This window comes from Gordonia otitidis NBRC 100426 (assembly GCF_000248075.1).
Taxonomy (GTDB): Bacteria; Actinomycetota; Actinomycetes; order Mycobacteriales; family Mycobacteriaceae; genus Gordonia; species Gordonia otitidis.
Genome location: NZ_BAFB01000086.1, coordinates 1 through 11684 on the forward strand (window position 1 = coordinate 1; position 11684 = coordinate 11684).

Genomic DNA, 11684 nt, shown 5'->3' on the forward strand with positions numbered 1-11684 from the left:
ACGCCGCCAGAGCGTCGTCGACAGCGGCGGGAAACGGGTTCTCCGGTGCGAGTCGATACTCGACAGAGACGACGTCGGCGCCTGTGTCGACGGCGAGCCTGCGCGCGAGGGCGTCGTGACTCGCGCGGCTCCCGGTGGTGAACCCCCCACCGTGGAAGAACAGGATCAACCCCCGGGTGTCGACACCCGCGCGGTAGCGCGTCACCGGAAGCGGGCCGGCCGGGCCGTCGAACTCCAGATCCTCCTCGACGGCGAGTACCGGCAGCTTCTCGGCAACCAGCGCGCTGACCCGCTCGAGTCCGGCGCGTGCGCTGCCGATTGTCGCTCCGCCCATGTCGGCGTTGGGGAGTACCGCCGTGACCATCGCCGCCGTCAACATCTCGATGCTGACGTGCTCGCCATCGGCATTGACCGGACACCATCGCGACACTGCACCGAACAACTGCGGCGGTGCGTGGCCGATGACCCGCAACAGCGACCGGACGGGACGTAGCGGCGGGGACAGGTTGGGATTGGTGGCGCGACTCACGGCCGCGAGACTACCCGCACGCGGGTCACTGCCGATCCGGGCGTCGCGGCGCGGAGGTGGCTGCTGTGACAGACTCTCCCCATGCCCGACCGCGTACCCGCCCCGGGTGGCTCGACCACCCGTGTCCCCCTTCGTACGTCGCTCGCCCTCTCAGCTGCGTCGGCCGCCCGCTGGGCGTCGCGTACCGCGGGGCGCGGCAAGGGATCGATGATCGGCGGACTGGTCGCCGAGAAGATCGACCCGAACATCATGGGACGCCTCGCCGCGGGAAAACGGTCCGCGCTCATCACCGGTACGAACGGTAAATCGACCACGACACGCATGACCGCAGCGGCCCTCGCCGAACTCGGCGAGGTCGCTACCCAGGCCGACGGCGCCAACATGGATGCGGGGATCATCGCGACGCTGAGTCTGCAGCGCTCGGCACCGGTCGCCGCACTCGAGGTCGACGAACTGCACGTGCCGCACGTGAGCGATGCCGTCGACCCCGAGGTCGTCGTGATGCTCAACCTGTCGCGGGATCAGCTCGACCGGGTCGGCGAGATCAACATGATCGAACGACGGCTCCGCGAGGGCGTAGCGCGGCACCCCGAGACGACGGTGATCGCCAACTGCGACGACGTTCTGGTCACCTCCGCCGCGTTCGACGCACCGAAGGTCGTCTGGGTGGCGGCCGGAGCGAGTTGGGTTGGCGACTCGGTGAGCTGCCCACGCACCGGTGAACCGATCGCTCGTAGCACGGGCGACCCCACGGATCCGTCGATCCAGAGCGGCGTCGACTGGTATTCGACCGGCGATCCCGAGTTCCGTCGGCCGACGCCGCAGTGGTGGGTCGACGACGAAAAGATCTACGGTCCTGACGGATTCGTGGCACCCATGACGCTGAGCGTGCCCGGACGCGCGAATCGCGGCAACGCCGCCCAGGCGGTGGCGGCCGCGGTGGCTATGGGCGCCGATCCCGGCAAGGCTGTCGCCGCAGTCAGCACCGTCGGTGAGGTCGCCGGCCGCTACGGCATTCACCAGGTCGGTAACCACTCCGTTCGCACGCTGCTGGCCAAGAACCCGGCGGGTTGGCAGGAGGCGCTGTCGATGATCGACCAGGACGCCGACGGGCTCGTCATCGCCGTCAACGGCCAGGTACCCGACGGCGAGGACCTCTCCTGGCTGTGGGACGTGCGGTTCGAGGCGTTCGAGACGATGCAGGTGGTCGCCGCGGGTGAACGCGCAGCGGATCTCTCGGTACGACTGCTCTACGCGGGCGCCGAGCACACCACCATTCCCGATCCGATGAAGGCCATCGAGTCGTGTCCGCCCGGGCGCGTCGAGGTGCTGGCGAACTACACGGCGTTCCGCGATCTCAACGTCGCGATCGAACGCGCCGAGCGCGCACGGAAGGGGCAGCAATGAGCACCTCGACGCTGCGCATCGGCCTGGTGCTGCCCGACGTCATGGGCACCTACGGCGACGGCGGCAACGCATTGATCCTCCGGCAACGAGCGCGAATGCGCGGTATCGAGGCCGAGATCGTGCAGATCACCCTCGACGACGAGGTACCCGACTCGCTTGACGTCTACACGCTCGGCGGCGCAGAGGACTATGCGCAGCGTCTCGCCACCCGACACCTCACGCGGTACCCGGGCCTGCAGCGTGCCGCCGCTGCAGGCAGGCCCGTACTGGCTATCTGCGCCGCGATCCAGGTGCTCGGTCATTGGTACGAAACGTCGGCGGGCGAACGCGTCGACGGCATCTCCCTGTTCGACCTGACCACGTCGCCACAGGCGACCCGCAGTATCGGCGAGGTCGTCACCGAGCCGGTGATGGCCGGACTGACCGATCCGCTGACCGGATTCGAGAATCACCGTGGCGGCAGCACTCTGGGATCCGACGCCGCTCCGCTGGCGAAGGTCACGCACGGCGTTGGCAACGGTGTCGGCGACGGCACCGAGGGGGTGGTGCAGGGATCGGTGATCGGCACGTACATGCACGGCCCCGCGTTGGCGCGCAATCCGCAGCTCGCCGACCTGCTCTTGGCGCGCGCGATGGGCGTCGAGGAGTTGGCGCCCTTGGAGTTGCCCGAGGTGGATCGGCTGCGGCGGGAACGCCTCGCCGCGGGCCGTCGCGGCTGACCCGCTCGTCGAGCCTAATCCGCTGATCGGGATAACCACGCCCGCCGGAATCGGGGACATTTCTCCGGCCCGCAGATGGCGCAGTCGGTGCCTGACCGGAAGTGTTCGTGCGCCGCGCGGGGGTGGCCACAACGGCACGGCGAATCAGGGGCACGCCCGGCGACACGTCGTATCAGGTCGCTCATGTGGGCCGTCACTTCCGTTCTGCAGCACGCCGCTTCGTCGCGGACACCGTTGTTCAGGCAGATCGTATCCGTAGGTTGGGCGGGTCGGAAACCAAGGCTGACCTCAGTGGGCACCGCTGGTCAGTCGTCATCGACCACCGGCAGCCCCGCGTGGCGTCCGGCTGCGCGGAGTACCTCTCTCAGCATCGCGGGCGTGAGACGGCCGGTGAACGTATTGTGTTGACTCACGTGGTAACTCGCGAAGAGGGTCAGTTCACGGTCCCCTCGTCGGATCACGGCCTGCGCACCGTGGCCGAACTTCGGCCTGGGGCGTGGCACCTCCCACCCGAGATCGGCGAATCCCGTCAGCGCGGCGCGCCACCCGAAGGCGCCGAGCACGAACACCGAGCGCAAAGTCGGTGCGAGCAGGTCGATTTCGTTGTGGAGCCAATGCGCACATCTGTCACGTTCGGCCGGCGTCGGCTTGTTCTGCGGAGGCGCGCAGTGCACGGGCGCGGTGATCCGCACGCCAGTCAGTTCCAGGCCGTCGTCGATCGAGACCGCGGTCGGCCTGTTGGCCAGCCCCACGTCGTAGAGCGCGCGATAGAGCACGTCCCCGCTCTGGTCACCCGTGAACATGCGACCTGTGCGATTCGCTCCGTGCGCTGCCGGGGCGAGGCCGAGAATGAGCATCGACGCGTCGGCCGGGCCGAATCCGGGAATCGGCCTACCCCAGTAGGTTTGGTCAGCAAACGCCGCACGCTTCTCGCGCGCCACCTGTTCGCGCCAAGCCACCAGTCGAGGGCACGCCCGACACTCGATCAGTGCGGCATCGAGGGCTGCGATGCTCCGATAGGCCATGGGTTCACGCTACGCGCGTCAGTCCAACACCCGACACCGCTCGCGGGTCCGATCGACGGCGAACCAGCCGCGCTCGAACTGCTGCCACTTCTCGAGATGTGCCCTCGACGACTCGCCATCGCGCGCAACCGCACGGTCCAGACGTTCGCCAGCGCTACCCCCGTCGAGCCAGAGTGAATAGGTCAATCGGTCGGCTACTCGACGTCGCGCCGCCGACACCCCTTCGATGATGAGCAGCGGCTCCCAGCGATACCAGACCCGCTTACCGATCCTCGGCTCGCCGTCGACCCACTCGCGTGGTCGATATCGGTAGTCGCGACGTCGGATAAAGGCATGCAGCACATCGCTTTCCATCTCCGGCCACCATGCAACGGGGTCTTCCCAGGTGGCGAAGTCGTCGGTACGCACCAGGACGACGCCGGTTCCTCGTGCACGTAGCCTGTCGACCAGAGCATCGGCGACGGTCGTCTTACCCGACCCCGACGGCCCGTCTATCGCGACGATCCCCGAGACCATCTCCGCGGCCAACTCGTCGAGCTGGACGTCGAGTTCGGGCGTCAGCGAGCACGGCGCATGGGCACCGTTTCCCAGAGCGCTGGTGTCAGGCAAGGACCCGCCGCCCCGACAGTGCCCTGCCGAGTGTGAGCTCGTCGGCAAACTCGAGGTCGCCGCCCATCGGCAGACCCGACGCCAGGCGTGTCACCGACAGTCCGGGGAAGTCCTTGAGCATGCGCAGCAGGTAGGTCGCGGTAGCCTCGCCCTCGGTGTTGGGATCGGTGGCAACGATCACCTCGGTCACGTCGACGCCGTCCTCCTGGTTGGCCAGTCGTCGGAGCAACTCGCGAATACGCAACTGGTCGGGTCCGATCCCCGACAGCGGATCGAGCGCACCGCCGAGCACGTGATAGCGGCCGTGGAACTCCTTGGTCCGCTCGATCGCGTGGACGTCCTTCGGCTCCTCCACGACGCAGATCTTGGTGGCATCCCGTCGGGCGTCGGCGCAGATGCGGCACAATCGCTCAGCCGAGACGTTGCCGCATTCGGCGCAGAATGTGACGTCGTCGCGCACGTGACCGAGCGCCGCGATGAGGCGGTCGATGTCCGACTTCTCGCCCGCGAGTAGGTGGAAAGCGATGCGCTGCGCACCCTTCGGACCGAGTCCTGGCTGCTTGGCCAGCTCGTCGATCAGATCCTGGATGGGGCCCTCGTACATGAGGCGTCAGCCGAGACCCGGAAGTCCGCCGCCGAGACCGCCGGCCAGCGGACCCATCTTCTCGCTCGTCAGCGCGTCACGCTTGGACGCGAGGTCCGACAGCGCCCCGAGGACCAGATCCTGCAGGGTCTCGACGTCGTCGGGGTCGACGACCTTGGGATCGATGGTCACCGCGGTGACCTCGCCGGTCCCCGTGCCCGTCACCGTGACGAGCCCATTGCCCGCCGAGCCGGTGACCTCGGTTGCCGCGATCTCCTCCTGCGCCGCAAGCAGCTTCTCCTGCATCTGCTGTGCCTGGGCGAGCAGGCCGGCCATCGGATTCTCGCCGCCGTCACCGCCGCCGAACAGGGAACTGGGGTCAAAAGGTTGAGTCACGGGCTCCAGGGTAGTCGGTGTGGTCAGCGCAGCAGACGCTCGACATGCTCGACGATCTCGTCGACGCTCTCCTCGCCCGCGGGCGTGATCTCGAAGGAGAGCACGTTGTCTCCGAAGAGTCGCCCGGCCTTCGGGGTGAGCGCGAATTCCAGCCTGTCGTCGCCGACGCGACGCCATTCGACGACCCCTCCGTACACGGGCGCGCTGGCACCGGTGGTGACGCAGTACCCGTCACGGGCAGCAGTGTCGGCGTTGACCAGGTCGCGCTGGATCTGGAAGCACCCCATCGATTCGTCGTCGATGAAGACGACGGCCTCGCACCCCAGGTCGGGGTGGCGCTCGTAGGAGGCGTGGATGGTCACGATTCCAGCCTAACGATGCGACTGCAGCTATCCCACGGCCGCGGGCCCCGCTTACGTACACAACTCGTACGTCAGCGAGAGGCCATCACAATTATTTCGATGGCCATTCGCTGACGCCACGGTTGTGTACGTATCAACCTCTCACGACGGGTCAACCCCTCACGACGAGCCTTCGGGGCGCCGTCCGCTGACAAAGCTGCGCGATTCGCCGGTCAGCGGGTCATCGAATTCCAACGTGTGGGCGAGAAGGCGTAACGGCCGGCTGAAGTCGCCGTGATCGGGTAGCTCGGCCAGGTCGGGCCGGACGTCGGGGTAGAGCGGGTCGTCGACGATGGGTACGCCGAGCAGTGCCATGTGCAGGCGCAGTTGATGGGTACGTCCGGTCTGTGGTCGGAGCCGGTAGAGCCCCACTTCGTCACCGAGTTCGTCGAGGAGCTCGATGTCGCTGACCGCATTGACGTCGCCGTCGACGACGAGTGCGCGCAGATCACCCGCGGTCTTCTCGATACGATTGCGCACCGTGACCGGGGTACGCAGAGCGAGGTCGAGCGGCGCGACCGCGCGGTACTCCTTACGCACGAGACGCCGCGCGAAGAGATCCTGGTAGGCGGCGCGCACCTGCGGCCTCACGGTGAAAAGCAGCACGCCCGACGTCAACCGGTCGAGTCGATGAGCAGGCGCGAGGGCGTCGTTGCCCAGTGCACGACGCAGCCGCACGAGCGCGGTCTGCGTGACGTGGCGCCCACGGGGCATGGTCGCGAGGAAGGGGGGTTTGTCGACCACGACGATGTTGTCGTCGACGTACAGGATCGGCAGGTCGAATGGAATCTCGATCTCGTCGGGCAGACCCCGATAGAGGTAGTACGACGTGTTGACCCGGGCAGGGGCGTCGAGGTCGGCGGTGGCGCCGGCAGCATCGACGAGCTCGCCGCGGGACACCTGCTCCTGGAGGTCCGCGACGGTCAGCCCAGTCAACGACGGGCTGGCGAGCAACGCCTCACCGACCGTCCGCTCTGCGCCTTCGGTGCTCCCGCGCAACACCACCCGGGTCGCGTCGACTCCATTGCGCGGCGGCAGCGGGGACGGCCGGGCACGGCCGCGGCGACGAGGCTCATCGCCCCTGGTCACCGCGCGAGGTCCCGGAAACCGCTATCGCCGCTGCTCTGCTGTATTACTTCTCGACCCGCTTCTTGAGGTTGGCGAGCAGCTGCGCCTGGATTTTCGCGAGACCCTTCGGCGCAAATGTCTTCTCGAAGAATCCGCCGATACCGCTGGCGTTGGAATTCCACGTGGTCGTGGTGGTCACCTTCGATCCGCTACCGGCCGGAGCGACCTTGTACGTCGTCACCATCGAGGAGTTCTCGTCGCGCTCGGTGATCGTGTCCGGAACCACGGTGACCGTCGCCTTGACGTCGCGCTGACGCTTGGAGGTTGCCTGCAGAATCCAATGCACCACGGTCCCGTCGCCCTGACCTCCGCTGATCACCTGGTAATCGCGGTATTGTTCGGGCAGGATCGCCGGGCGCGCGTCGACGTAGTCGGCGAGCACTCCGATCACCTGGTCGGGACTTGCGGCGACATCGATCGACTGGCTGGCGGAAATCTCACCCACGACGTGTACTCCTTCATGGCAGATTGGCGGGCGTGCTGACAAGGTCCTAGGCTAGCCAAGTGAGCTCTGGACAGTTGGAGATGGGGGCAGAGGCTTTCGACGACGGGGTTGCCACCCTCCTGGCCAGCTATCGGGCGATTCCGCCCGGTGCGACGGTCCGTCTGGCGAAAAAGACGTCGAATCTCTTTCGAGCACGAGCGAAGAATCCGCATCCCGGACTCGACGTATCGGGTCTCGACCGGGTTGTCTCGGTCGATCCGGCAGCCAGGACCGCCGATGTGGCGGGCATGTGCACCTACGAGAATCTGGTGGCCGCAACGCTGCCCTATGGACTGGCGCCTCTCGTGGTGCCCCAGCTCAAAACCATCACACTCGGCGGTGCCGTCACCGGTCTCGGGATCGAGAGCACCTCGTTCCGTAACGGACTGCCGCACGAGTCGGTTCTCGAGATCGACATCCTCACCGGCGACGGCGAGATCGTCACCGCCACGCCCACCAACGAGAACGCCGACCTCTTCTTCGGATTTCCCAATTCCTATGGAACACTGGGTTATTCGGTTCGGTTGAAGATCGAGCTCGAAGAGGTCCAGCCGTATGTGTCGTTGCGCCACATAAGATTTCACGATCTCCCGACGTTGCAGACCACCATGAACGCCATAGTCGAGGAGCGTAGCTACGAGGGTGAGCGCGTCGACTATCTCGACGGTGTGGTGTTCACCGCTGACGAGGCATACCTCACGGTCGGGAGACAGACCGACGAAGCGGGCCCGGTGAGCGATTACACCGGCATGGACATCTACTACCGGTCCATCCAGCACGAGTCGGGCGTCAAGCGCGACCGCCTCACCATCCACGACTACCTCTGGCGGTGGGACACCGACTGGTTCTGGTGTTCGCGCGCCTTCGGTGCGCAGATCCCGAAGATCCGACGTGTCTGGCCGAAGAAGCTGTTGCGCAGCAGTTTCTACTGGAAGCTCATCGGCTACGACCAGCGTTTCGACATCGCCGACCGCCTCAACAAGCGCAAGGGGCTACCCGCCAACGAGCGGGTGGTGCAAGACATCGAGGTCCCGATCGAGAACACCACCGCGTATCTCGACTGGTTTCTCGAGAACATCCCGATCGAACCGGTGTGGTTGTGTCCCTTGCGCTTACGCGAGCCTGCACTGCCCGTCGCCGACGCTGTTCGTCCGTGGCCGCTGTACCCGCTCGAACCAGACCGCACCTACGTCAACGTCGGCTTCTGGTCGGCGGTGCCGGTGACGCCCGACGACCCTGGCCACGCGAACAAGCTCATCGAGCGGAAGGTGGCCGATCTCGACGGCCACAAGTCCCTGTATTCGGAATCCTTCTACTCCCCCGACGAGTTCGACGAACTCTACGGCGGCGAACACTATCGGCTCCTCAAGAAGCGGTACGACCCCCGCGGCCGGCTTCTCGACCTCTATGCGAAAGCGGTGAAACGGCAATGACCACGTTCAAGGACAACGCGCCCGCATCTTCCCCCGACACGTCGCAGGGAAAGATGAGCCTCGCGCAGATCTTCGAGTCGCTCGTCGGCGGGAATCTGAGCATCCGAATCACCGCCTACGACGGCAGCTCGGCCGGCCCGGCCGACGCCGAGTACGGCCTGAACCTCAAGAACTCGCGCGGCACAACGTATCTCGTCACCGCGCCCGGCGATCTCGGCCTGGCGCGCGCGTACGTGTCTGGCGATCTCGAGCTGATCGGCGCCCATCCCGGCGACCCCTACGAGGCACTGCGCGCGCTGGCCGCCGACCTCGAGTTCAAGCGCCCCTCACCCCTGACACTGGCGCATGTGGCCCGCTCACTCGGGATCGAACACTTCAAGCCGATCGCACCCCCGCCCCAGGAGGCACTCCCGCGGTGGCGTCGATTCGCCGAAGGTCTGCGGCACAGCAAATCCCGTGACGCCGAGGTCATTCATCATCACTATGACGTATCGAACACCTTCTACGAGTGGGTCCTCGGACCGTCGATGACCTACACGTGCGCGGTCTACCCCGACCTCGAGGCGTCGTTGGAGACGGCTCAGGAGAACAAGTACCGCCTGATCTTCGACAAGCTACGGCTCAAGCCGGGCGATCGCCTCCTCGACATCGGTTGCGGCTGGGGCGGAATGGTGCGCTACGCGGCGTCGCGCGGAGTCAAGGCACTGGGCGTCACGCTCTCCGCAGAACAGGCCGAGTGGGCGCAGAAGAAGATCGTCGACGAGGGGCTCGGCGACCTGGCCGAGGTGCGGTTCAGCGATTACCGCGATGTCACCGAGAGCGAGTTCGACGCCGTCTCGTCGATCGGACTCACCGAACACATCGGCGTGCACAACTACCCGGCGTACTTCACCTTCATCCGCGACAAGCTCCGGGTCGGCGGAATGATGCTGAACCACTGCATCACCCGCCCCGACAACTTCAAGAACGCGCGCGCCGGGTCGTTCATCGACCGCTACGTGTTTCCCGATGGGGAGCTCACGGGCTCAGGGAAGATCATCTCCAAGATCCAGGACATCGGCGGACTCGAGGTACTGCACGAGGAGAACTTCCGCCCGCACTACGCCATGACCCTGCGTGACTGGAACCGCAACCTCGTCGAGCACTGGGACGAGGCCGTCGAAGAGGTCACCGAAGGCACTGCGCGGCTGTGGGGCCTGTACATGGCCGGATGTCGAATCGGCTTCGAGCGCAACATCGTCCAGCTGCATCACGTGCTCGCCACGAAGCTCGACGACAAGGGCACCAGCGACCTCCCGCTGCGCCCGTGGTGGGCCGCGTAGGGGTTGCACGCCGGTGCCGTCGGCGGTGGTTCCGGTGCCGTCGACGGAAAACCCGATGCCGTCGACGGATCGCGGGTCACTCCAGCGGCCGGGCGCCCAGTTCGGTCTGCAGTAGCTCCATCGCGACCTTGTTGGGGTCGAATCGACCTTCGGGCGTGGCGTTCTGCACCTCGGCGACCATCTCGGCGCGTTCGGAGTCGGGGATCTCGTCGTCGGAGCGGGGCGGCTCGGGCTCCTCGGGCTCGTCCGGAACCTCCGGCGCCGCGGCCGCTTCTGCCTGACCGTCTGACGTCGAGCGTGCACGACTCGGCCGCGCGAACGTCTGAGTCCGACGCTGCTGTCGATCGGGTTGCGCAGCAGCGTTCTTCGCCGGCGCGCTCACGTCGACGACCTTGTGCACTGTTGCTACGTCGAGATCGGTGCCGAACACCTCGGCGAATGCCTCGCGCATGATGCCGACGGCGTGCGGTGCCGACAGCCGACCAACGAGCACCTCGATCGGATGTGCGAGCACGACTGTGTTGTCGCGAATCTCGTCGATCACCGCATTCGACAGCATCGGCTCGAGGCTCTTCGAACGTTCTCGAACCGCAGCGCGGACTTCCTGGAAACGCTTGCGCGCCGACTCGACGTCGAGGCCCGTCTGGGGCTCGGGTTCTGACTGCGGTTCGGGTTCGACCGTCCGCGGCGTCGCCGAACGACCATCGTCGGGGATGGGTGCCTCGAAATCGTCGACGGGCTCATCCGGCAGTGGGATGTCGTCGTCGACGATCGATACCGGCGGTGTCTGCGCCGGCACCACAGCCGGTTCAGGCGCAGTCACCGTGTCGGCCGCAGATTCAGGTGTTGCAGGCGATGTGGAGGTAGGCGCCTCCTCGCGCTTGGGCATCGGGCGCGTCGGCTCGGCGACGACGGGTCGTTCCTGCGCAGCGGGCGGGGGGGTCGGGGCAACCGGAGTGGTCGGGTCAGTCGGCGGCTGCGCAGCGGCCGGAGCTGCCGCAGGCGCCGGGGCAGCCGCTCCGGACGCGCCGGTCGGCGTCGCGGCGGCCTGAGTGGTCTGCGGCGCCTCGTCTGTTGTCTTTCGCTGCGAGGGGCGCACGTACTTGGGCGGGTCGACCGGCGGCGGGGCGGGCGCCGCAGTGGGGGCACCCTCGGCGCGCGCGGATGCCGAAGGTGTTGCACCACCGGCATTCCCACCTGCCGGAGCGACGCCCGACTCGAGTCGTTCGAGGCGCTGGAGCAGCGCGGCGTCGTCGGCGGAGACGGCGGGGAGCAGCATCCGCGCGCACATCACCTCGAGGAGCAGGCGAGGCGAGGTGGTGCCACGCATCTCGCCGAGCGCCTCGTGCACGATCTCCGCGAAGCGGGTGAGGCCGCCGGGACCGAGATGCTCGATCTGGCCCTGCATTCGTGCAAGCTGATCGCCGGGCGCCTCCACCAGGCCGCGCTCGGCGGCATCGGGAACTGCCTGCAGCAGAATGAGATCGCGCAGTCGTTCGAGGAGGTCGACAGCGAAGCGCCGGGGATCGTGTCCGGCGTCGACGACTTTCTCGACCGTCGCGAACAGCGCGGAGCCGTCGGAGGCGGCGAGTGCGTCGATGGCGTCGTCGATGAGGGCGATGTCGGTGACGCCGAGGAGTGCGAGGGC

13 protein-coding genes are annotated in these 11684 nt (G+C 66.9%); 4 read left to right on the forward strand and 9 right to left on the reverse strand.

Annotated features, from left to right (window positions below):
- Positions 1–529: alpha/beta hydrolase fold domain-containing protein (locus GOOTI_RS08205; RefSeq protein WP_007238108.1), on the reverse strand; the 529-nt coding region annotated here is incomplete at its 3' end.
- A gap of 81 nt (positions 530–610) precedes the next feature.
- Here GOOTI_RS08205 and GOOTI_RS08210 point away from each other — a divergent pair.
- Positions 611–1936: a Mur ligase family protein gene (locus tag GOOTI_RS08210; protein ID WP_007238109.1), complete on the forward strand. Its 1326-nt coding sequence runs from the start codon at positions 611–613 to the stop codon at positions 1934–1936.
- Positions 1933–2655 (forward strand): type 1 glutamine amidotransferase, encoded by a 723-nt coding sequence (locus tag GOOTI_RS08215; RefSeq protein WP_007238110.1) that lies wholly within the window; start codon positions 1933–1935, stop codon positions 2653–2655. The genes GOOTI_RS08210 and GOOTI_RS08215 overlap by 4 nt, the downstream gene beginning before the upstream one ends.
- A gap of 305 nt (positions 2656–2960) precedes the next feature.
- On the opposite strand, the gene GOOTI_RS08220 is transcribed toward GOOTI_RS08215, so the two are convergent.
- The 7 genes from GOOTI_RS08220 to GOOTI_RS08250 form a co-directional block, all read right to left on the reverse strand.
- Positions 2961–3680: a uracil-DNA glycosylase gene (locus GOOTI_RS08220; protein WP_007238111.1), complete on the reverse strand. Its 720-nt coding sequence runs from the start codon at positions 3678–3680 to the stop codon at positions 2961–2963.
- Positions 3681–3698: 18 nt separating this feature from the next.
- Positions 3699–4196: a uridine kinase family protein gene (locus GOOTI_RS08225; RefSeq protein WP_227923596.1), complete on the reverse strand. Its 498-nt coding sequence runs from the start codon at positions 4194–4196 to the stop codon at positions 3699–3701.
- 85 nt (positions 4197–4281) lie between these two features.
- Positions 4282–4893 carry a recombination mediator RecR gene (gene recR, locus GOOTI_RS08230; RefSeq protein ID WP_005171392.1) on the reverse strand — a complete coding sequence of 204 codons (612 nt, stop codon included), beginning with the start codon at positions 4891–4893 and terminating at the stop codon, positions 4282–4284.
- Positions 4894–4899: 6 nt separating this feature from the next.
- A complete protein-coding gene (locus tag GOOTI_RS08235; protein ID WP_007238113.1) occupies positions 4900–5268 on the reverse strand; it encodes a YbaB/EbfC family nucleoid-associated protein in 369 nt (122 codons plus the stop codon).
- A 23-nt stretch (positions 5269–5291) separates the two neighbouring features.
- Entirely contained in the window at positions 5292–5630 is a 339-nt protein-coding gene (locus tag GOOTI_RS08240) for a hypothetical protein (protein WP_007238114.1), read from the reverse strand.
- Between the two features lie 159 nt (positions 5631–5789).
- Positions 5790–6758 carry a pseudouridine synthase gene (locus GOOTI_RS08245; protein WP_083835875.1) on the reverse strand — a complete coding sequence of 323 codons (969 nt, stop codon included), beginning with the start codon at positions 6756–6758 and terminating at the stop codon, positions 5790–5792.
- Positions 6759–6801: 43 nt separating this feature from the next.
- Entirely contained in the window at positions 6802–7242 is a 441-nt protein-coding gene (locus GOOTI_RS08250; RefSeq protein ID WP_007238116.1) for an SRPBCC family protein, read from the reverse strand.
- Between the two features lie 80 nt (positions 7243–7322).
- Here GOOTI_RS08250 and GOOTI_RS08255 point away from each other — a divergent pair, with 80 nt between their 5' ends.
- Both GOOTI_RS08255 and GOOTI_RS08260 read left to right on the forward strand, forming a co-directional pair.
- Complete coding sequence (locus GOOTI_RS08255) at positions 7323–8714, forward strand: FAD-binding oxidoreductase (RefSeq protein ID WP_007238117.1); 1392 nt, start codon at positions 7323–7325, stop codon at positions 8712–8714.
- Positions 8711–10036 carry a class I SAM-dependent methyltransferase gene (locus GOOTI_RS08260; protein WP_007238118.1) on the forward strand — a complete coding sequence of 442 codons (1326 nt, stop codon included), beginning with the start codon at positions 8711–8713 and terminating at the stop codon, positions 10034–10036. The genes GOOTI_RS08255 and GOOTI_RS08260 overlap by 4 nt, the downstream gene beginning before the upstream one ends.
- A 76-nt stretch (positions 10037–10112) precedes the next feature.
- On the opposite strand, the gene GOOTI_RS08265 is transcribed toward GOOTI_RS08260, so the two are convergent.
- Positions 10113–11684: DNA polymerase III gamma/tau subunit (locus tag GOOTI_RS08265; RefSeq protein WP_007238119.1), on the reverse strand; the 1572-nt coding region annotated here is incomplete at its 5' end.

Bases quoted from the DNA above. Each gene is read 5' to 3' on its own strand.
- GOOTI_RS08210 (WP_007238109.1), top strand. From the start codon at position 611: ATGCCCGACCGCGTACCCGCCCCGGGTGGCTCGACCACCCGTGTCCCC.
- GOOTI_RS08215 (WP_007238110.1), top strand. From the start codon at position 1,933: ATGAGCACCTCGACGCTGCGCATCGGCCTGGTGCTGCCCGACGTCATG.
- GOOTI_RS08220 (WP_007238111.1), bottom strand. From the start codon at position 3,680: ATGGCCTATCGGAGCATCGCAGCCCTCGATGCCGCACTGATCGAGTGT.
- GOOTI_RS08225 (WP_227923596.1), bottom strand. From the start codon at position 4,196: ATGGTCTCGGGGATCGTCGCGATAGACGGGCCGTCGGGGTCGGGTAAG.
- recR (WP_005171392.1), bottom strand. From the start codon at position 4,893: ATGTACGAGGGCCCCATCCAGGATCTGATCGACGAGCTGGCCAAGCAG.
- GOOTI_RS08255 (WP_007238117.1), top strand. From the start codon at position 7,323: ATGGGGGCAGAGGCTTTCGACGACGGGGTTGCCACCCTCCTGGCCAGC.
- GOOTI_RS08260 (WP_007238118.1), top strand. From the start codon at position 8,711: ATGACCACGTTCAAGGACAACGCGCCCGCATCTTCCCCCGACACGTCG.